11 protein-coding genes, 1 tRNA gene and 1 pseudogene are annotated in these 22,086 nt (G+C 59.7%); 7 read left to right on the forward strand and 6 right to left on the reverse strand.

Annotated elements, in window-relative coordinates; translation table 11 throughout:
• Positions 1-329: 329 nt before the first annotated feature.
• The 3 genes and pseudogenes from FHT02_RS16010 to FHT02_RS16020 form a co-directional block, all read right to left on the reverse strand.
• Positions 330-1,289 (reverse strand): IS481 family transposase, encoded by a 960-nt coding sequence (locus FHT02_RS16010; protein WP_184089912.1) that lies wholly within the window; start codon positions 1,287-1,289, stop codon positions 330-332.
• Positions 1,290-2,299: 1,010 nt separating this feature from the next.
• On the reverse strand, positions 2,300-3,022 hold the full coding sequence (locus FHT02_RS16015; protein WP_343056974.1) for a helix-turn-helix domain-containing protein: 723 nt from the start codon (positions 3,020-3,022) through the stop codon (positions 2,300-2,302).
• Between the two features lie 5,418 nt (positions 3,023-8,440).
• Positions 8,441-9,349, reverse strand: a pseudogene (locus FHT02_RS16020) (IS110 family transposase); the annotation flags it as partial.
• A 282-nt stretch (positions 9,350-9,631) separates the two neighbouring features.
• Between FHT02_RS16020 and FHT02_RS16025 the strand changes: the two are divergent.
• Positions 9,632-9,808: a hypothetical protein gene (locus FHT02_RS16025; protein WP_184089917.1), complete on the forward strand. Its 177-nt coding sequence runs from the start codon at positions 9,632-9,634 to the stop codon at positions 9,806-9,808.
• 611 nt (positions 9,809-10,419) lie between these two features.
• On the opposite strand, the gene FHT02_RS22260 is transcribed toward FHT02_RS16025, so the two are convergent.
• The gene (locus FHT02_RS22260; RefSeq protein ID WP_425506448.1) at positions 10,420-11,673 is read right to left on the reverse strand and encodes a DUF805 domain-containing protein; all 1,254 of its coding nucleotides are present in this window, start codon (positions 11,671-11,673) and stop codon (positions 10,420-10,422) included.
• Between the two features lie 681 nt (positions 11,674-12,354).
• On the opposite strand from FHT02_RS22260, the gene FHT02_RS16035 reads away from it, so the two are divergent.
• The 5 genes from FHT02_RS16035 (at position 12,355) to FHT02_RS16055 (ending at position 17,742) form a co-directional block, all read left to right on the forward strand.
• Positions 12,355-12,430 (forward strand) — tRNA-Ile (locus tag FHT02_RS16035).
• Between the two features lie 18 nt (positions 12,431-12,448).
• A complete protein-coding gene (locus FHT02_RS16040) occupies positions 12,449-13,357 on the forward strand; it encodes a prephenate/arogenate dehydrogenase family protein (RefSeq protein ID WP_184089923.1) in 909 nt (302 codons plus the stop codon).
• Positions 13,358-13,778: 421 nt separating this feature from the next.
• Positions 13,779-15,395, forward strand: coding sequence for a DUF4153 domain-containing protein (locus FHT02_RS16045; protein ID WP_184089926.1), 1,617 nt, complete (start codon positions 13,779-13,781; stop codon positions 15,393-15,395).
• Between the two features lie 32 nt (positions 15,396-15,427).
• Positions 15,428-16,129, forward strand: a complete 702-nt coding sequence (locus FHT02_RS16050; RefSeq protein ID WP_184089929.1) for a response regulator transcription factor — start codon at positions 15,428-15,430, stop codon at positions 16,127-16,129.
• Positions 16,126-17,742 (forward strand): sensor histidine kinase, encoded by a 1,617-nt coding sequence (locus FHT02_RS16055; RefSeq protein ID WP_184089932.1) that lies wholly within the window; start codon positions 16,126-16,128, stop codon positions 17,740-17,742. The genes FHT02_RS16050 and FHT02_RS16055 overlap by 4 nt, the downstream gene beginning before the upstream one ends.
• A gap of 250 nt (positions 17,743-17,992) precedes the next feature.
• Here FHT02_RS16055 and FHT02_RS16060 read toward each other — a convergent pair whose 3' ends face one another.
• Together FHT02_RS16060 and FHT02_RS16065 are read right to left on the reverse strand one after the other, a co-directional pair.
• The gene (locus FHT02_RS16060; RefSeq protein ID WP_184089935.1) at positions 17,993-19,285 is read right to left on the reverse strand and encodes an ABC1 kinase family protein; all 1,293 of its coding nucleotides are present in this window, start codon (positions 19,283-19,285) and stop codon (positions 17,993-17,995) included.
• A 28-nt stretch (positions 19,286-19,313) separates the two neighbouring features.
• Positions 19,314-19,793, reverse strand: a complete 480-nt coding sequence (locus tag FHT02_RS16065) for a recombinase family protein (protein ID WP_246352462.1) — start codon at positions 19,791-19,793, stop codon at positions 19,314-19,316.
• Between the two features lie 715 nt (positions 19,794-20,508).
• Between FHT02_RS16065 and FHT02_RS16070 the strand changes: the two genes are divergently transcribed.
• The gene (locus FHT02_RS16070; protein ID WP_184089938.1) at positions 20,509-21,801 is read left to right on the forward strand and encodes an MFS transporter; all 1,293 of its coding nucleotides are present in this window, start codon (positions 20,509-20,511) and stop codon (positions 21,799-21,801) included.
• The last annotated feature ends 285 nt before the right edge of the window (positions 21,802-22,086 follow it).

The following is a 22,086-nucleotide window of genomic DNA, read 5'->3' on the forward strand; positions in this document are numbered from 1 at the left end:
CATCATCGCGTCCTCCTGATGCAGGACGCCAATGATTCAGACTTTCACCGCCTTGGGAATCTCCTTCGTGAGTCAACCTCAACGCAAGCTGGTATCAGACGCAGACTACCGATTACTTCACAACTTTGAAGCCATTCTGGCAGCGGTGAGAGCAAAGGGCCGTGCAGCTTCTCGAAGTTGCGCGGCTCGCCACCTGTTAGACGTTGCTGGTGGGCGCCCCAAGTAGGTCGTGCGCATACTGCCGCGAGCAGTTTCCTCGCTATAACGTTCAGCTCCTTTGGCGCCGTACCTGTCTCGAGTGAGTCGAGTTAACACAAAGGTCAGAGCGGCTAGGTGTTCAGTCCCGGCATCTGGTGGATCGGGTCAAGGATGAACCGGTCTGGCTCTGACGTCCAGATCTTGGCGATGTATTCGTAGGGTGTGAGGCCGCTGAGCGTCTTGAGCCGGCGAGCGAAATTGTAGGCTGCCATGAAGTCAGCGAGGTGCGTCCGCAGCTGGTCGTGGCTTTCGTAGTGGAAGCGTTTGACGGTCGCCTCTTTGATCGTCCGGTTCATCCGCTCGACCTGGCCGTTCGTCCACGGATGGTTCGGTTTGGTGAGCCGGTGCTCGATGTCGTTTGCCTCGCAGATCATGTCGAAGCGCACTTGGCGCGACCAGGCGGTGTTCCGATTGCGAGGCTGCTCGGCGAACTGGATGCCATTGTCCGTCAGGATGGTGTGGATGCGGTAGGGTACGGCTTTCAGCAGGTGTTCGAGAAACTCCCATGCTGTCCGGCGATCAGCCTTGTCGACCAGCTGGGTGACCGCGAACTTGCTGGTGCGATCGATGCCGACGAACAGGTACAGTTTGCCTTCGGCGGTCTGCACCTCAGCGATGTCCATGTGGAAGAAGCCGATGGGATAGCGCTTGAAGCGCTGCCGCTTTGGCCTGTCGCCTTCGACATCTGGCAGCCGGGAGATGCCGTGCCGCTGAAGGCATCGGTGCAGCGCTGACCGGGTCAGGTGCGGGATCGACGGTTGCAGGGCGTAGAGGCAGTCGTCGAGCGCCAGCAGGGTATGACGGCGGAACGCGACAACCATCGCCTCTTCGGCCTCGCTCAATGTCGTGGAATGAGGGGCCTTCGGCCCGGTCTTCAGATCCTCGACCGTGGCCCTCTTGCGCCACTTGGCTACCGTCTTGGGATTGATCCCCAACTCACGGCTCAGCGTCGCGAGCGAAGCCTGCGATCGCTGTATTGCTGCTCGGACGGCGTGCGTAGTCGTGGCGCACCCATGACGTACCTGTCCCATACGGCTTCCTTCCATTCCAACGAAAGGATCGCACCATCAAACCGTGGGATCAAACACCTAGGCTCCAGAGGCAAGACGATTACGAGATGTATGGCACGAGGCGCACCGGTCTTGGCCGGCGAGTTAAACGAGGATCAGCTACAGGAGCATGTCCCGATTTGAGGGCACTACGTCATGCTTGAGGCCGACGAAAGAAACTTTTCCCGCGCTTCAGCGAAACTTCTCAGAGACGGCTTGAGAATGGCTTGTAGATGCCGGGTCGACAATGGAGGTGCCCCTACGGAAATGTCGATTTTGTACAATCCGCGTCCTGTGTTTTCATCTATCTGGACCTGGCGACCCGAGGACCTCTGCGCGAAGTGCAGCGGCCCTACTCCTTGGCCCGGTCAAACCACCCCCCGGTGACCGGGCCATTTCCTTTGTGGCTTCGTAACTACGGCAGCTAAGGCGCAAGCGCGCGCTTCCAGCGCGAAGCTATAGGTTCACCTTTGCCGCTCGTCCGCACAGCGTTACCCTGTGCAGCTTGTTCCATCCGCCGATTTAGCGCTATTGAGGGTCGAAACGGTATGCTGATGCCCCAGACTGACTCGCTGTTGTAAGCGCCGGGCTAGCCGGAGAAACAGTACAGCTTGGAACTTGACGCCGCAGGTTTGCTCGGAATCTGCACGTTGCTGGGACGGTGCATCCACGCAAGCTTGCAAGCGTAGAAGCCGAGACGCAGCCACTCCTCCAACCGGCGACATTGACGATAGCTTTCAAGTTTTAGAAGCAGCAAGTAGGCATTCCGGATTTGCATCAACCTTAGGTACTTTGCGCGTCCTCTCACGACCCGGCAGTTTCATCACCGCAAACTGCCTTGGCCGGATGCGCCGCTCAATCATCAGTCCGAATGCTATGTTCAGAAGCATGGAAGCTTCAAGCAAGGAGCATCCACTGCTTCCCTCCCGATAGCGACCAGGGCCTCCTTGGACAGCGATAGATATCCAGATCAGCCAACAGCTCAGTAACCCCTACACTGCCCCGGAGCACTCCTCGGACTCTGAAGGGAAAGGTGCGGGAAGTGGACGCTGACCCGAAGAGAACGTCTTCTCTGTGAGTGCGGAAAGCACCTGCCAACGAACCTCAAACGCCGCCTCTATATCCGGTCCAGATAGACGCCCAAGCATTGCTCGCCGCACGAGCCCTTGAAGCATATCGACCGCAACCTCGCTCAGATGTTTCGGGTAAAAGGGGTCTCCGGCTCGCACTAGGTAGCCGTTCTCAAGCGGCTTCCGGACGAAATCCTCTGCACGCGCAGCGCAGCATATCAAAAGATTTTTAACCTCTTCTACTCCAACTGCTTCAACTTCCACCCTCTTGTAAAGATTTGAGCTCAAACGTCTTATCTCGCCATGAACATAGCCAAGTAGCAACCGCCGTGCTCCTTCGGGGGATTCGGTGATTTCGTTCTTGAGTGACGTTTCATGCGAGTCATCAACGTCTTTCAACAGAACGGCCTTCAGCAGAGCCAGCTTACTCGGATGCCTCCGATATACGGTGTGCTTGGAGACCCCGAGTTGAGTGGACACTTCCTCCATCGAGGTTCTTCCGACGCCTTTTTCGGAAAAGCTTCTTTTTCCGAACTCTAAAATAGCTGAGTCCAAGGCGGCTTGGCGTTCTGGAGTGGGTCCGCCACGGGTACCACGGTGGTTGCTAATCATTGGCTCAGGAAAACCCGCACTGTCTACACTCACTTACCTCAGTGGCTCGCTTCGATTCTGGGGCAAGTCAATGATCACAAACTGCGGCTAGGCGGGTTGCGTGTCAGGCGAACGGTCTCTGATGCCGCTTTAGGCTCGTAGCTCGTTGCCTATGGCAAAAAAATTGCTTTATTCATCAGCCGGGGCCGCTCGACGCGTTACTGACCCTCCATTCCGCGCCTTCTCTATAACTGCTATGAGCACGCAGTTAGGAGCGGCGCGACCCACCCGAGGACCCTGACCCGGGGGAATGTCGGCGCGAGTAGCATCTCGCGATAAACCAGGGGCATGCCGGTTCAGCTGTTGTACGCGATCACCGCTGCAGAAGCTGGCGCGATCAAGATAAGTTCATCGACAGCACCGTCGCCCATGCGCACGAGGACGCCGCGACGGCATCTGAGAAGTGCAGATGGTCTTTGATCTTGCGCCCGAGGGGACTTACAATTGGTTTTCGTGCCCTCGCCCAGTGGCGGAACACCGCGGAGAAGTTCGCCCAATAAGCCGCTACGTGCGTCGATAGTCGTAAGCTCAGCTGGTTCACGCCTCCGCAAATTAGTTCGGACTGAGGCATCAGACTAAGCGATCGCCTTAGAGCGATAGGCGCTTGTTGCGACTCCCCGCAAACTGAAGCACCAGTGGGTCGAACCCGGCACCACAAGCGCCGTTTGCCTTCATCCGTGCGGCCCAGCGCGCGCCTGAACGCTTTCAAGGCGCATTCAGCACCCTGACGCTTCGTGCAGTCAGCTCTTGCTTTCGAAGTATTACATCTCAGCACCTAATTTTCGCGAACATCAGTCCCGTGCATAGCGTGCTTGCCTCGCTCAGCGCATTCCAAAAACTCTTGAGATGAAGGATGCCAAGAAGCCTTGGGCCAAAACCGCGCGAGGCCTGAAATGCCTCAATTGAAGATGACTGTCGTTACGCCAGGTCCACATTCGCATCTTGTCGTAGCGGCGCCAATCGGAACAACCGCGCCTTCTTCCATAGACATAAGGACCTCCTTCGTGCCACTCCTCGAGTCTCACCCGCCTCTTCTTGCCGCCACGCTCCAAGTAACTGAACTCAAGTGGCAGCTTCAGGTCCATACTTGGCTCGGGTTTCACGGAAGGCTGCTCCAGCTGCGCATGAAGGTTTGAAGAGCGGCCGTGTATGCGTTACCCGGGTCAATCGCGCAAACGCTTCGACGCCGAGGCGTGCTAAGGCTGAGGCCTATGGCATGGTCTGAATGAGCCCGTCCGCATTGCGAATTGCTCGACAATGTTCACAGATCCCAGGCGCGTTAACTCAGCGTTCTCGCCGGGACACCGGCGAGGTGAGTGGCCGAGCTTTCCCATCACCATCAACAAGGCGGAGTACTGCGCGCTCCAGGATATCGGCCACGTCCAGATCTCTTACTTCGTCGTTGGATTATAGTCTCGGACCCTCCTCAGCAAGCTCGGCCTTTCGGCAGGGCTGTCGCCTCCCCAAAGAACCTGAGGTTGGCAGAAGGGCCAGCTCTTGGCGTTCTCGCGAGCGACGATAAGCCTGGAGGTTTCCGCGGTCTTGTCACTCACGATCTCCGCCGCCGAGGAGAGGTAGCCCAAAGCGGACGCCGCGAGCTTCACCTCCTGATGCAGCTTGTCGCTGGAAGGCACCAACAGCAGTCCTCCAACTTGCCAGAATCAGGATCGTCGAGCGGACGGTCTTGAGCAGTTGCGCGAGCGACGCCACGCACAGCTTAAAGGGACGCCGAATAGGGGCAATCGGTAGGGCGTCACCGCCGAGCTCGACGCGACTTCAAAGTCACAAGGTAAACCTTTTTGCGCCGAGTCCGTACCGGGCAGGATAGCGTCCTTCACTTAGCAAGCGATGCCTGCCGCTGCCATCTCAGCCAGCGTGTTAGAGCAGGATCTGCTCCGCGACGCCGATGGCCCATTTCGTGCAAGGGGCGTCTCCTCGACATTGAGCAAGTAAGCTGGATTCGCAGCGGCATCCCTTTAGATTGGCGTAGGGTTCCCATCCATGTTTGATGCGTTCAACCATGATGCGGCCGCCCTTAGAGGCGTTGCATGCCTCCCCTTTCCCGATCCTGGCGTTTCTGCTTGTCGCCTGCCCCTTGCGAGCGGCATTGCGGGCACGAATCTCGCGTTCTCGGTCGATCCGTTTTCTTGTTGAGGGAATTGGGCGGCGCGGCAGAGCGGGCGCAGCTTTTGAGCGATGGCCGTCATCAGCTTCCCAGCATCCGACCCGTGTCGCACGCGCCCGCTTTTTCTTGCGTTCGAGCCTACCTCTTGCCTTGCCGACTCCCTCCATGGCTTCGCCGCTCGACTTGCTTCATTGTGAAGCAACCGCCTAACATCTTCCATCGCAGCAATGTGACTGAGTCACACTGGAGCGAGCTCACCTTCATATGGCGGCCAAGGCTTTTTCAAGCTGAAGCGCTTCCGCTGCATTGCCATCCGCAACGATGTGCTTCCGTCTGACTTCCTACATGATGCTCGCCAGTCAATGGGGTGTGGGCTCCGGCCACCTCGTCAGTGACGCGAGATGCAATCGCTACTCATTCGTACCATATTTGCGAATGCGTAGCAGTTGTCGGTTTCCGTCGCTCCTTCACAACAAGGAGCGAACGTCTTCGGAACGGTTTCACGCCACCCGTGGCAGGAGGCCTGAGGACCTGACCTTTGCTGACATTCCCCCCCGCCGCGCGCTGCGGGGCTACAAGAGCATGGCTCAGCCATTCAAAAGATCGCACTTGAATGACCAAAGCGGATTAGCAGCTAGGCTCCTCGCTTGAGTTCCCCAGGAACACGAACTTGCTTCAGGGCGGCTTTGGTCAGACCCGCCACCGCCGCCGGTCAGCTATCAGGCGAGCTGCGGCTCCAGCACATTATAACGCCCGTTCTCACGCCGAAGGATATCCTTGGGCTTGCTTCCGGATATCGCGACGACATCCGCAAGCTTTCCTCTGGCATTGATTTTGCCTGACCGGTCGGGCCTGCATCATTCAAACTCCTGGCAGGCGGGCAGCTGACAGGGTCATCGGGCAATTCACGCTACCCCACGGCTGCCTTCAGCAGTTTTCAGTAAGCTGCTGCAGATGCTCTGGCGGAATCACCTCAGCGATATCTGCGCCGCTAAGTGGGTCGGCGTTTTAGCGTGATCTCTGACCGGCTGGAGCTTGTACTTGAAAGCCTGCGCAGCGTTGATCTGCCCAAGGCACTTGGTAACCACGGATGGTGCCTTCCGACTCTAGATGTCGCTTCGATGCCGATCCACAGGGCTCTTCCCGAGTGGTTTCACCGCCTACCGAACAGACTACCCGTTCGCGGATAGGTGTTTTCCAAGAGTGCGTACGCTTTCGCCAGCAAAGCTTGTACCGGTCGTCGTCATGTCGCTGCTTCGCTCCCAGACTTACTTGAGCGCAGCGCCAAGCCCGGCAGATCGACCGTCGGAAACTCACGTTGGCGCGCCCATTGCGCAGACGCTAGTGCACAGGGTTCCAATCGAACCTGCAGCAGCGCTATGGTCGCGGCTGCGGACGACCGCATTTTCGCCTGGATCAGGATCGACAACCTGGTGAATTGGAACGGCTGCATAGAACCACAAAGCTGGCTGTTGGTGCTTCGTGATCATCCCGAGCCACACCCCTCTCCTGCCCAGTTTTAATGATGCGGTTTGCGCAAGCTTCATCTGGTTCAACCCCGCTTCCGAAGCTGCCAAAGATGTGGGGCTGACGATCGCCAATGGGGTACGCTTTGTGCGTCTGCGGGACGTCCACGCTCAGGAAATTTAGCAGAATTGCGGACGCACTAAGAGGTAACCGGACCATGCCCAATTCCGCAACGTCGCGCATCGGAGCTGGATGTTGATGTTCTGCAAGCAGGCCGGCATGATCGAGACCTTGCAGACGACAGCTAGACTAGATTGCCAGCTTGCATTTACCCTGCCGTGAATGCCTTCAGCCATGCTGTAAATGAACTAGTCCGTTGAGTCTCTGCGAACTGACGACGTAGTTGATCGAGAACGGCAGCACTTCGTTGTGGCGCATCTGACGACATCATCTATCCCCCTATCGCGATTCCCTGCTCGCCTGTGCACTGGACTAGGCCGGCTGCAAACGTCGCGCACTTGCGGTGATGCCCCTTCCGTCAAATTACCGGGTGTTCCAGCGATCTGATCACGCGGCTTTGGGATTCGCACTCGACAGATGTGAGGTCACGCATGCTCGCAGCTCCACTGCTTCAGGCGCATCAGTCGAGCGGAAGACCAATTACAAGTATGTCTGCCAAGCGCACACACGCATGAGCCGAAGCAACGGTTGTCGCTTCAGACTGCTCTTCGTCACAGCGGGGGGTAGAAAGTCAGCGGCGGAGGCTGCTGATAGAGTTCCTGGGACGCTGCTGCGTTCAGGCAGCGCAAATGGAGAGCTCGTCTGCTGCGCCGGCAGAGTGTCTCATAGCGTCATGCTTTCCGGCGAGGACGGTGGCGCGCATCGCTGCTCCGGATCAAGCTAGCGGCGCAATGCGCATGTCTATTAGGAGAACTAGCTTCACCCAACCCATCAGAACTTGAGCGCACACACTAGCAGCTCAAATTGCGACGAACTGCATGCTCTGCACCCGGGTCTCAGTGGCCAGCGCGTTCCTCCACGCCGTGGTTGCATTCGCCCGACCGGTCTGCTCGAAGCGTCTGCGCAGGTCGTCCAACAAAGCCGCGCTGCGGCGCTGCTCACTCGTTTGCATTGGTGCGTCCCTTTGTGCCACGTCGTTACGTTGGCGTTGACACTCCTGTAGGTAAGCCTAGTTAAAAAACAGTTGCAAAGACGCGCAACCCTTTTGAGAGGTTGTGACCCCCTATGTCAGAGAGGCGCGGGAGTTCAGAACCATTGACGCGGTTTTTGATCAACCTGCATCGTGACCGCAATTTGGCGACAGGTTTGCGCGCTTGGTGGGCGAGTAGAGGTCGAGCATGCGTCCGACGGCGTTCCAGAGGCTGAGATGGTGCGCTCGGCGGCTTCATGCGCAGATGCGCCTTCAGCTTGGAGAAGGCCTGCTCGGCTCGGCCGAGGCCTGGGCTTTAGCGCGGGAGGAAAAGGTAGCTGGCTCCGGCCGCCTCGATCATCTCGCGCACGACGGGCGTCTCGTGGCACTTCGCACCAGAGGTGGGAGGACGACAGGAGCCCTGCAAGCGCAGGACATGTATTCGCTCCGGAAGCGGGATGACCAGCGCTCCCCCTGTCCGAGCGAAGCGCGCCTTGTTTCAGGCGGTGCAGCTGGTCCGATCTTTCGGGCGCCCTCGCGATCGGGGCGGCTGCCGTTACGAACCTCACGCGATCTTCGTCCCCGTGAGGACCTCTTCCTGCCGAAGCAGAACCGTGAAAGCTCCTGTTTGAGACCGTGTCAGGCCACCGCGATGCCGGGTTCGCTCCCCCCAGCGGAAGTCGGTGCTGTCCATCCACATGCGATGCGGGACGACGGCCAGGCGACGTGCGACGGCGACGATGGCGCGTCACATGCCCCGTCGCTGTGCCACCTTCATTCCCCAGGCTTTGAGCCACGACCAATGACGGCTCTGGGCCAGCAGGACCTGCGCCGCTTCGTACAGCATCGTTCGCAGCATGATGTCGCCGGACTTGGAGCTGCAGCCATCATAGTCGAGCTCGCCCGACTGATGCTGCCGCGGGGGTCAAGCCGACATGCGCACCGACGGCCCTGAAATGGACGAAGCGCTGGGGCTGGTCGATTGAGGCGCGATAGGTGAGCGCAACCACCGGGCCACGCCGGGTGCGGTCATCAACCGCTGGCACACTGATCGTGCCGGACCGTGTCGAGCAGCTTCTTTTGAAGCGTGGCCAGCTGCTGGCGCATCACACGCCCCACCGTCAGCAACGGCTCGACGATCGCAGCAAGTCGCGGAAAACCCTCGACCAGGTGACGGACACGGGCCTCATAGCCGGCCGTGCTGACGACACCGACCTTGAGGCCGAAGTTGCGCAGAGTGCCGCGCATGTCGAACTCGATGTCGATCAGCTTGCGCTGGACGAGCTTGCGGCTGGTCAACAGCATCCGCTGCTCCTGTGCCGCCAGTGGCTTCACATGCACAGTGTCTCGACGCAGATCACCGGAAGCCTGCCTCGTTCAGACCATTCACCAGCCACTGAGACAGCGGTCCAGCCTCGATCCCGAACCTCGCATAGTCACCGCCGATCGAGGTCAGCAGCACGGCTTTGTCATCCGGCTCCGTCGGCACCGTGCGCTCGCACAGCACCTTGCCGGCATCGTCCACTACGCAAGCCGACATCTCCTTCAGCGAGACGTCCAGACCTGCGAACTGCGCCATCGCTCTCACTCCTTCCCTCGATGCAAGAGGTTAGGTTCGACCCCGTTCCAGGCATCGTACGTGAAGGGGCTGCATTCCATCTGCCTTCGAAACGCAGCCGCCGCGATACCCCATCTTTGGAGGAACATTCTAGCGCTCTGCAAAGGCAGATTTTGGCGCTCTGCTGCCACCGTTCAAGCCAAAAAGGTGGCTGCAGCCTTGCTCCTAGCGAGAAAACCATTTGTTAGTAGGTTGATGTGCAACGACGCTGTTCGCTTCAGGTCTTGGGAGAGGAAAACCGTGATGGATGAAGATCAAGACCTTAGCGCGGATCAGCTAACTGAACTTCACTTCCTCGCTGCGCTCACGGACGAGCTAATGCGCGTTCTCTGGCAATCCGGCGCTTTAAGCCGCGCACAACTGAACGAGATCGAGGAAGCAGCCGCGAAGCGTGTCGGCAGTGTTCCACGCCCTTGGTAAGGCGCTGGAGCTTTAAGAGGGCGTTAACTTGGACAACGAATAACTCGTCCATGCACCGATTGCGGAGCTTTCTGCCCGCACCCGTTCAGGAGGCGACGAGCGTTGTTTCTACCATCGAGACAAGAGTTTCTGCTAGTTATCGCTAAACAGATCAAAGACGAACAAGGTTCGCGCAGCCTATACTATATCGCGGAACACCTAGGTGCCGCTGTGTTGAAGAAGAACGAGACAGAAATTGCCTTCTGGAAGGCCATCGCTCTGCACCATCATACCATGCAGGAACAGCCAAGGCGCCATGAAAAAGTCGGCACTCATTGCCATAGCTAAAAGGTGACGGGGGGCAGCGAGGGCGGCCGATGGAATGGAAACGGTTGGACAATCGGCCGCTGCCTGATTTCCACCTTATCAAGCGATCGGGTTGTTGCCGGCCCGAACTGAGACCTTCCGCGCAGGTAAGCCAAATATGGACCGATGGCAGGTTCTGGGAAGCGCGCGCGCAGACCTAAACGGCAGCTACTGGCGCCCAGCTGGCGCCTGAGCTCTGATTTAGATTCAGGCGCTGATCGCGCCGAAGGGTACCGGCGCAACAACTAAGCTTAGTCCTTTCGAACTTAGTTGGTCTGAACTTCGCAGCCTTGCTGAACGAGCAGCCAATGGTCGGCGCTGATTGCATGTTGCTCCGCCGAAGGGGTGGGGTAGCGTATCAATCGTGCGATGCGATCAGGAGTCGCCGGGTGAGTAGATCGCCAGCCAGTGGAACTTTGAGGCTTTCCTCGTCCACGCTGCACTTGGCGAGCTTCAAGCCGGTTTAGCATTGATGCAAGATGTTTCGGAGCGATCCCGGCGCCACTCAGAAGTCGCGCAGCTTTCGCATCGGCCTCGTTTTCCAGGGCTCTGGAGTACGGTACCTTCCATCCATAACTCGCAAGACCATAGGTACCCACCAGTCCGCCAGGTAGAAGCTGAAGGGCTGCTGAGGAGAGCAGCTTCCGCTCTGGGTGTCGCAAGAGGCTGTGAGCAAGCTCATGGGCAAGTAGCGCTGCGACCTCTTCCGGCCGCTCAGCTAATCTGACAGCCTCTTGCCCGATGATTATACGCCCGCCGGGAGCTGTAAGCCCGTCCGCTCCAGGATAGGTTGTGTAGATTATTTTCACCTTAGCTCCGGGAGCCATGCGCTCCGCAAGCTGCATTAGGACGCGTTCCGCCCCCGGGGCTGTGCATCGCCAGTACGAAGGTATGGCTTGAGCTACGAGTGAGTTTCCCAGGCGGACTGCCAAAGATTGCGGCACGAGCCTAGAGGCAAGCTCGGCGAGCTTGGAGCCAAGTACCAAAAACAAGAAGGCCCCAGCGACACCAATTGCGGCTGAGCGATCAAAACGTCCCAGTACCGCGGCAGAAGCTGAACTTTTCGCGGTGTCAGGGGTCCGGCGTCTTTTTGGATCAGGTTCATATCTGTTTGCGCCCGGCACACCGTCCAGAAACAAGAGCACGAATGACAGCAAGGCCGTAGCGGCAATCGGGGACAGCTGAACCGGGGAGCTGCTCGCGCTCAGTTTTGCGATGACGCCAAATGGCACGGGCAAGAGAGCCCAATAACCGGTTAAGCCCACGTCATGAAGGCGTCGAACTTGAAGGGCCATCACCACCCAACCGAGCAGGAGGCCCGTTGCACCAAAAAGAAGCATGGCACTTGATGAGGACGGCAGGAGCGAGAAGAAGAAGCTAATTGCGATCAGCACAGCGTTCAGGACCAGCTGCCAAATCCAGTAGTCTCGCCGTCGCGTGCGACCCCTCAAGCTCAAACTGCGCTTTATCAATGATCGCTCTGTAGGAGCGGTTGGAGCCGAGATGACTGGAGTAGGCATGCGGCAGACTGCCACGGCCGGGTGCCACCATTCCAGAAGAAACGCGCTGGGTTGCGCCTTCGGGTCGCCCTCAATGGCTGACGCAGATGACCGTAGCCATGGCGGAAGGTGCGTCAACTTCCATCCGAAGACACCGATGAACCTAATCGTCGTGGTCGGCAGGTCTGCGATCTTCGCGTCCGCACGCACAACAACTAGGCGACCGAAGTCGCGCTGAGAGAGCGTTCAGGCGCCAATCATCTTTACGGCAGCCTAGGTGGCTTTGTAGTCCCACCCAGCCTGCCCCTTGTTAGGGCTTTCCAGAGGGCGCCCTGCAAAGCCGAGCGTACAATGCTTGGGATACATCATCGGTGCCACACCGTTGTTCCGAGTAGGTGCGATCGTGTCCCAGCTTTGACGGAGTAGGCCGAGCCGCACGGGCAAAGGCAACTCGGGTCCTCATGGCAGAGCTGCCGCGTATCGGCCTTGCTGCCCCTCCTGCAGAGGTAAGTGGCTGCGCGCTCGCTAACCTCGAAGAGAGATGTTCCACCGTGACGTCTCTGCCGAGCCAGTGTCGGCAGCTATCGGGAACCGGCTTGGCTGCTCTGGACGACAGAGTGTGGCGCTCAGTTGCCGAGGTTGGCCGGTGTCAGGGAGCCCTTGCGGTACAACCTATGGCTCATCTACCCTCGGCGTGCGCTGGGGCCTGTAGCTCAATGGTTAGAGCTGGCCGCTCATAACGGCTAGGTTGCCGGTTCGAGTCCTGCCGGGCCCACCAGCGCTGCTGCAAGGACTTATGATGACCTTCCCTAACGTCACTGTCATCGGACTCGGCCTGATCGGCTCCTCGCTTGCCCGCGCGGTCCAGCTACATATCCCCGGCGTCAGGGTGACCGGGTACGATGCCGACGCAAGGGTTCGTGAGATCGCAACTCGGATCAAGCTTTGCGATCACATCACCGAAAGTGCGAGTGCCGCGGTTATAGATGCAGCTCTGATCGTGCTTTGCGTACCTGTTGGCGCGATGGGCGCAGTTGCAGCGGAGATCGCAGGTGATATCCCCGGCGACGCAATTCTCAGCGACGTCGGATCTTGCAAAGAAAGCGTGATCGAAGCCGTGCGTGCGTCGCTCCCAAATGTGGTGTTCGTTCCCGCACATCCCGTAGCGGGTACCGAGGAAAGCGGGCCCGAAGCGGGCTTCGCGTCGCTGTTTCACCACCGCTGGTGCATCGTTACCCCGCCGGAGGGCACCGACGTCCGTGCAGTCGAGCGAGTGCTTGAATTCTGGCGCTCATTGGGCGCCGAGGTCGAAACAATGCGCCCCGATCATCATGATCGCGTGCTCGCAGTGACAAGCCACCTGCCGCACTTGATTGCTTATACCATAGTGGGCACCGCCTCAGATATGGAGGAAGTCACCCAGTCTGAGGTGATCAAGTATTCCGCCGGCGGTTTCCGCGACTTCACGCGTATTGCAGCGTCGGACCCGACGATGTGGCGCGACGTGTTCCTCGCCAATCGGGGGGCGGTGCTCGACATGCTTCAGCGCTTTTCGGAGGATCTGACTGCGCTTCAGCGCGCAATTCGCTGGGGCAAAGGCGACGAGCTGTTTGAGCTGTTCACCCGCACCCGCTCCGTTCGCCGCTCGATCATCGACAAGGGCCAGGACGATGCCCGTCCTGATTTCGGGCGCTCTCACGAATAGCTCATGCGGATGACGCGCCGAAGCGGCATGGAACGGCACGTAGCTGAAGATGAATGGGTGGCAGAAAACGGAAAGCGCTTAAGCACGCAGCAACGGCAGCTACTGGTGCATGCCTTTCATTACGGTGAATTTAAGAAAAGCCGTTGGTCAGCTCGTCGCGCAACAAGCCGCCCAGTAGTGGTCGCTTAGGAGGTGTGCCTGCATTCTCGAAATTTCGCGGTTGCTGGTAGGGCTTAAGTGGTCACCTATCGAGTGAAGATGCGTTTCGGTCGGCCACTTAGGCGCGTGGGAGAGCGCGCCTGAAGACGATCCTCTTGACCCGTGCCCGTCGCATTCGTTCTTCGATTGGATCGATTTGAGGACCAGATAGCCAATCACCGATCCGAATGCTCGTGAGACGCTGGAGGGGGACCCGGCGGGCTTGGTATCGCGCATCGGAAACTGCCTGCACGGCATCTGCACGGCATCTCCATCGAACTCATTTACGCGCCGCATCAATGCACCACAGGCAGTCGGTAGAAGGGCTGCTCCTGACCAGAGGGGTTGCATGCGGCACGGATTTCTAATGAAGGGCGGGATTGTCATTGCGCTGGTCGCGCTATTCGATCGGCTGTTCCAATTCGGCTTTGCGGGTGCCGGCATTGGCATCTTCGCCGGCGCTTGGCTGTTGGGATTAGTGGCTGCGCGGACCGACGTGCGACGGACTCCTCACGCCTGGATAGCAGTCGCATCGGCAAGTCTATTTGTGGTCGCGCTTTTGAACGATCCGGGCCTGCTAGCCTGGGCCATGTTCTGGTGCGCTCTCTCCGTTGCCGCGCTACTGCCGAGGTCCGTGAAGCTCGACGATGCGTGGCATTGGATTGCCCGTCTGACGATCCATGCTTTCGCCGGGATAGCTAAACCATTCGCCGATTTGCGGCGCCTCTGCCGGCGTCGGAAAGGCGCGCGAACGAACCCGCGTGCAGTCGCCGCCACATTGGCGCTGCCGCTTGCGGGCGGCGCGTTGTTCCTGCTTCTGTTTGCTGCCGCTAACCCTCTTATCGAACAGGCGCTCGCGTCAATCCGGCTTCCATCCCCTTGGCGCGTTCTTCTCTGGCTGTTCGTGGCGCTATGTCTCTGGCCCAGCCTACGCCCGCACGCCGTTGTCATGCGTCTCGCGGCGCGGCTGCCGGACCCTGAACCTGCTTTGCCTGGTACGTCGTTGCTCTCGGTGCTGATCGCGCTGGCGCTTTTTAACGCAATCTTCGCCGTGCAAAATGGCCTCGACATCGCCTTTCTATGGAGCGGCGGACAGCTACCGGCTGGCATGACACAGACCGAGTATGTGCATCGTGGAGCCTACCCACTGATCGGCACGGCACTAATCGCGGGTGTGATGGCACTGGCCATGTTGCGTCCCCACAGTGCGAGTGAGCAGCACCCCTGGGCGCGCCGACTGGTCACGCTCTGGGTCATGCAGAATCTGGTTCTCGTGGCCTCCAGCGCACTGCGCACGATCGACTATATTGAGTCTTCTATGCTGACCGCCTGGCGGATTGCAGCGCTTGCTTGGATGGCGCTTGTCGCCCTTGGGCTGGTGCTGATCTGCTGGCGCATCCTGAAAGGGCTGAGCGCCCGATGGCTGATCAACTGGAACGCCTTGGCAAGCACTATCGTGCTTGCCATCTGCACTTTTGTCGACCTCGGTGCGATCGCGTCCGCTTGGAACGTCCGCGCTCAAACTGCGCAAAAGATCGACCTCTGCTACCTGCATCAAGTCGGCGACGGCGCCCTCAACCCGCTTATCGCGCTGGAGCAGCGGCCGATGGACCCGACCACGCGGGATCGAGTGCGCTTCGTTCGGGAGCGGCTGCTTACGGACCTCGAAGCGCGACAGAACACCTGGGCCGAGTGGACGCCGCGCGGCGCCCGGCGGCTCGCCGAAGCTCACGCCGGGCTCCGCGAACATCCAGTGCAGCCGTTGCCAATTGCCGAGCCCGCCTGGCGCGGCTGCGATGGCTCCATCCAGCACCCACCCGCCGCAACGAGCCAGCCTTGACCGAATGGGCGACAACCATGATCCAGTGCCCCATGCCTCGAACCATCCTCGTTGTCGACGACGACCCTCATATTCGTCAGTTGCTCGTGTTCGCACTCGCCAAGGCCGGACTCGACACGATCGAGGCGGAGGATGGCGAGGCGGCGCTGGCCGCAGCCGTGAACCAAGCACCCGATCTCGTGGTTCTCGACATCAACATGCCCCGAATGGATGGGATCGAGGTATGCCGCGCGCTCCGAGCGACCGGCGACCTGCCGATCCTGTTCCTGTCCAGCCGCGATGACGAGATCGATCGGGTGCTCGGCATCGAGCTGGGTGCTGACGACTATGTCACGAAGCCCTTTTCGCCACGTGAGGTTGTCGCCCGTGTCATGGCGATCCTGCGGCGCACGGCAGGGCGTCCTCCAGCAGTCCATGAAGCAGCTGCGCCGCTCAAGCACGGCCAACTGATGCTCGATCCCGACGGTTGGCAGGCGAGCTGGGCGGGCGCACCTATTTCGCTCACCGTCACCGAGTTCGGCATCCTCCGAACGCTCGCTACGATGCCCTCCAAGGTTTTCAGTCGAGACGCCATCATCGACCGACTGCACGGCCCCGGCTTCGCGATCACCGATCGCACGATCGACAGTCATGTCCGGAACGTCCGCGGCAAGTTCGCGCAAGTGGGGGCTGAGGACGTGATCGAGACACGCGCAGGGGTCGGTTACCGCCTCGGCGCTTGCGGGGCCGGATGATCGAAGCTTTCAAGCGGATCGTTCGACGGCACTGGCCAAGCCTTGGGCTTCGGACCATCCTGCTGCTGACCTTCGTGTTCGTGGCCGCGCTCCCCGGCGTCGGCGCGTTGTTCCTGCGGGTGTATGAGAACACGCTGGTGCGCCAAACCGAGGCGGAGCTGATCGCGCAAGGCGCCGCCTTAGCGGCTGCAGCGGGCCTAGAATGGTCTGACGAGAAAGTCCCTTCCATCGAGACTGACTATGTGCCGGAACCGCCCTCCATCGACCTTCGGATGACCCGCATCCTCCCAGAGCGACCCCCGCCACGCGCGACTAACACGCCGCAGAATCATGCTATTCTCGCATGGAGCAATCGGCTTCAGCCGGTGCTGCGCCTGACAGCCCGCACAACCCTGGCGTCGATCCTGCTGCTCGACCCTCGCGGCCGCGTCCTGCTCGGACCTCAGCCACGGTCGACGTACGAAGGGCTTCCTGAAGTGCAATCGGCGATAGCTGGCCGGCCGGCCACGTTGCTCCGGCACAATGACGCTTACCGCTCGCAATACGCTTTCGAATGGCTTAGCCGCGCGTCAGACCTTCGCATCCACCATGCTCGCCCCGTCATATCGGACGGGCAGGTGGTCGGCGTTCTGCTTCTCTCGCGGTCGCCTCGCGCTCTGTTCGTAGGAATATACGAGGATCGAGGCAAGATCGCTCTTGGCATCGTGCTGATATTCGCCACGCTCGTCATACTGAGCGGGTTGCTCTCCCGTGGTATCGTTCGGCCCATAGAGGCGCTGAGCGTGGCCACGCGCGCCGTCGCTTGGGGTGGCGGGGCGGTGCCCGCACCACCCACGACGGCTGCCGTCGAGATCCAGGCTCTTTACCGAGACTTTGGCACTATGGCGGAGGCAATCGACCGGCGCTCGCGATACTTGCGTGACTTCGCACATGCCGTCAGCCACGAGTTCAAGACGCCGCTTGCCAGCATAAGCGGTGCCGTCGAATTGCTGCAAGACCACCCCGACATGGCTCCGGGCGATCGTGAGCGTTTCCTGGCCAATATGGCAGCCGGCGCTGCTCGATTGACTCACCTTGTCAGCCGACTGCTCGATCTTGCCCGCGCCGATATGGCAGAGGCGGCGGAAGTCACCGCCACCGACCTTCAGCCCCCTTTGCGTCACGTTGCGGACGCTTATACTGGATCTGAGTTTGCAGTGAGATTGGAGCTGCCTCAGCGACTTTCCAGTGTTTTGGCGCCGCCGAACGTGATTGAGGCATCCGTCGCCGGGTTGGTCGAAAACTGCCGTCAGGCGGGCGCTTCGACCGTCCGGCTGTCCGCCCGCGCGGCGAGTGGGTTCGTCGAGCTAATGGTCCGCGATAACGGGCCGGGCATTCCAGTCGGCGACAGGGAGCGAATATTCGAACCGTTCTTCACGAGTCGTCGGGTTTCGGGAGGAACGGGGCTCGGCCTACCGATCACCCGGTCGCTACTGCGCGCCTATGGAAGTACGATCGAGCTCGACTCTCAAAGCGATTACCCTGGCGCGACCTTTTTGATACGGCTCCGAGTATCAAGCGTGCCGGGGGCACCGCGGGATCAGTTCCGCTCAACAGCCAGCACTCAACATTAGCCGTTTGGCGCATGCGTTTACCAACGGCGCATCTGATCACGCGAGGGCGACCTTACGGGCTCGCAGGAGCTTCGATGCTTCTCTCGTCCATGGTGGTTCGACCTACAATCCAGTTTGCTGGATCTGCTTGCGGCCTCTGAACTTTCGGGTCGGGGGTGCGAAGTTGGAGGCAGCGGTCATGGCTGTACCCGGAGTTTTCCGTGTCGAAGCACGAAGATCTCCTGCCCCGGCTTAGACAATGAATTATGCACTATTGTGTGGTAGCCGCTGCTGCCAGCCCGCGCACGTCGACTTTCGCCCTCAGGCGGGCAGCCAGAAGCGCCGTTCCACTCACCTTTCGCTGCACGAACAGTGTCTCCACGTCCGGCACATGCCAGGTGTTGCGATCTGCCAAGATCGTTCTCGCCTCCTCGCGAACCATCGGTACAAAGGCGCGATCCGCGAAGTCGAACGGGCCGGCTCCGCTCGATGCATCGTCCACCGCTGCGATCATCCGATTGATCGCGTCTCGGTGTTCAAACGCTGCCGCGGCGCCGATGAACCCGGTCTCGACTGCCACCGCGCGGATCTGATCGCGGTCGCGCCTAAGGCCCGCCTGGATCAGCCTTTTATAAGCGGCTGCAGTACTTGCCGGCACCTGTCGTGCAGCACCGAAGTCCAGAAGCACCAGAGCACCGCTCGGCGGCTGCCAGCGGTAGTTGGCGAAGTTGGGATCAGTTTGCATGGTTCCGAACTCGAAAAGCTCGCGCAGAACCAGCGTGATCAGCGCGGTCATGGCTGCGTCCCGATCCCTCTGCGGCGCATCTGCTAACATCTCGATTGGACGACCTTCGATGAAGCTCATCGCAAGCACGCGTGGCGTAGTCAGCTCATCAACGAGTTCGGGCACGACGTAGCGGGGGTCACCGGCAAGTCGCTCAGCATAGCTGCGCATCTCGCGGCCTTCCCGGAGGTAATCTGCCTCCTCTGCCAACTGCCGTTTCGCCGCAGCAAGGAGTGGTCCTAGCTCGATCTCTTCGGTCAGGAGGCCAGAAATGCGGAGCAGCGTCGCAACGTTGTCGACATCGGCATCGATGCTCTTCGCGACGCCAGGATACTGGACCTTCACAGCGAGCGTTCGACCATCCGGCATGGTTGCTCGATGCACCTGCCCGATCGACGCGGCGGCAATCGGTGAAGCCTCGAAGTGAAGGAAGCGCCTCCGCCAGTTAGCGCCCCATTCTTGTTGAAGCGCTTGGTCGAGCTGCTTTGGAGGCATACGATATGCTTGGTTGCGCAGGCGAGCGAGTATCGTTGATAATTCAGGCGGCAGGACGTCGCCCGCATCCATTGAAATCATCTGCCCAAGCTTCATCGCAGCGCCTCGTAGGTGCGACAACCGATCGGCGACCCGCGCAGCATTGGCCGGCGTCAGCATGAGCTCACTTAATCGTGGCCGTTTGCCTGAACCAAGCTGTCGAGCTCCTTCAGCTAGAACTGCACCTGCGACGCCACCGGCAAGGCGACCGAACACACCTAAGCGTCCGAGCCGGCTGCTCGGCATCTGGCGATGCCTCCATTCCGCGTTCTCATCATCGTCTCGGATGAGAGGGAAGCGACTCGTGTTCGTGTGAGTTCCTCGGTGACCCTACGGTCGGCAATCGATCTTGTGGAGGCAGGAAGCGGTACACTGTTCCTCTTGATATGCCGAGTTGTCGGGCGATGTGTGCCGGCTTTACGCCTTCGGCTGCGAGACTACCGACCGCTTCTGGGTCACTGCGCGCCTTGCCGCCTTTGTAGACGCTCCTCGCCTTGGCCGCTGCAATGCCTTTAGCTTGCCGCTCCTTGCGCAGGTTTGTCTTGGATTCAGCAAAGACACCTAGCATGTCGAGAAGAGCTTTTCCGGCAGCAGTGCTGGTATCGATCGGCTGCTCGGTGACCTTGAGCGAGACTCCCCTGCCCTTCAGCTGATGCATATTGTCTCGCAGGTCCCTCATCAATCGCGCGACCCCGTCGATGCCGGTCACGTTCAACGTGTCGGCTCTCAAGAGGAAGTCGAGCAGGATCTGCAACTTTGTTCCCGGTCCGCGCTCAGCGGGACTTCTTCTCTGCGCGGATCGTCTGGCAGCCGGCTGCGCGTAAGGCAGCTTCCAGGTTGCCGAGGTTCTGATCGCTAGTTCATACACGTCCATAACCAAGAAGCTGAATTCTCACCTTTCCGTTCGATCAGTTTCTCGACACGCGCGGCCAAGTGTTCAATTTCCGTGCAGCAACCCTGATTGTACGACGAAGCTGTTCCAGCTTGGGTGCCATCAGGTATACCCCGCCCGACGCCTGCGACGCAGATATTGAGATCACGCCTCGCGGGCGCGTGAGCCTCCCAGCCGACTTGTAAGCGCCTGTGACTTGAAGGCGGCGGCGCTATGCTGGTTTGGAAAACGGCTGATTGCGCGACCCTGTAAACCGTCGATGAAGCAGCGGCAAAGGCGCAGGCTTCGCCGCGAAGGAGTTGCAGCAGGCTGGCGCTTCGTGATTGCATTTGTGGTCGCCTCGCGTTCCTTATAGGCCAGGGCGGCGCCAGCGAAGCTGGAGCGCTGTAGCTGACGCCTCGGCTCATCCCCGCTTGCGTCTCTGCTGGCGTCAAGAGACGGGAAGCTGACTCGCGGCGTTTTGATCCTCTGGCGAGTTGTTCGGAGGGCGATTACAATCGATTTGCCGTTTTTCCGCTGGGCAGGCGTTGCTGATTGCCCGTAGCTACGCCAGCTTGCAGAGTTTACGGGGCAGCCCATGCGCTCTTTTAATCTAATCCTCGGAAACAGCCTGGTCCAGAACGTAACCAACTTCACAGTCTGGTTCGCGCTCGTGTTCTGGACGTTCCTCGAGACCCGATCCGTCTTCGTGACGGGTGTCGTCGGCGGCATCTACATGGCGTTCACAGCCGGCTTCGCGATCTGGTTCGGCAGTCTGGTGGATCATTACCGCAAGAAGCGCGTCATGCTCGCCTCCAGCGCCGCCTCGCTGATCCTCTATGTGATTGCATTCGCCGCGCGGTTAGCCCTGCCAGACGCGCGGATGACGGACGTAGCGGACTGGCCACTATGGGTGTTCATCGTGCTCGTCATGGCCGGTGTTATCGCGGGCAATGTGCGGATGATCGCCCTGCCGACAATGGTGACTATACTTGTACCGGAGCCAGATCGAGCCAAGGCCAATGGTCTGGTTGGTATGGTCAACGGCGCTGGACTTGTGGTGACTTCGGCGATCAGCGGCTATCTTGTCGCCTGGGGCGGCATGCATACGACCCTATTAGTCAGCATCGGATTCACTGCACTTGCCTTTGCCCACTTGTGGATTGTGAGCTTCGAAGAGCCCGCGCCCGCAACGCAGGTAGCTGGCGAGCGCAAGCGGGTAGATTTGCGCGGGACGATCGCGGTCATTGCAGAGGTGCCACGCCTGTTTTGGCTGATCATGTTCACGTCTTTCAATAATCTTCTCGGCGGCGTGTTCATGGCCCTCCTGGACGCTTATGGATTGTCGCTAATGACCCTGAGGGGATGGGGGCTGCTGTGGGCGCTTGCCTCTTGCGGCTTCGTTATCAGCGGCTTCGTGATCTCGCGCACGGGGCTCGGCAGAAACCCTTTAAGGACGATGCTGCTTGCCAATGTGGTTATCTGGTCAGTCGCATCTGTCTTCACACTTCGATCTTCGGCGGTCGCGCTTGGCATAGGCTGCTTCATCTATCTGTTTTTATACCCGTTCGTGGAAGCCGCAGAGCAGACTGCACTACAAAAGCTCGTGCCTTACGAGCGCCAAGGTCGGGTATTCGGCTTCGCCCAGTCGGTGGAGCAAGCGGCCGCTCCGCTGACCTCGTTCATCATTGGTCCGTTGACCCAATTTGTAGTTATCCCATTCATGTCCACCGGGGGCGGCGCACGTGCGATTGGAAGCTGGTACGGCACCGGGCCGGAGCGCGGGATGGCGGTGATGTTTACGCTCGCCGGCGCCTTAGGTGTTGCCGCCGCACTCCTTTCATTGAGATCGCGCTCATATAGGGAGCTATCGGCCGCATACCGAGGCTGAAGTCGCTCAGGACAGAGCTAGACTAGCCGCTCCGCCGGAAATGGGTCAGGCCAAACCCGCTTCGGACAGCTGCCGAGCGGAAGATCCGCGGTTGCGAAACTTAGTGACATACGTTAAGATCGACAAGAGCGCCTCCTGCATTTGGCCACACTGTGAGGTTGCATTCTTCGCTACAAACGCGCCGCACCTGCCTGCGGTCGGTTCAGTTGCTTGCAGGCAGAAGATAACGTCGGTCGCGCGATCCGGAGAAGGAATAGCTCGAAAACGGTCCGTCGGATCAGATCG

This window comes from Sphingomonas xinjiangensis, from assembly GCF_014199255.1.
Taxonomy (GTDB): Bacteria; Pseudomonadota; Alphaproteobacteria; order Sphingomonadales; family Sphingomonadaceae; genus Sphingomonas; species Sphingomonas xinjiangensis.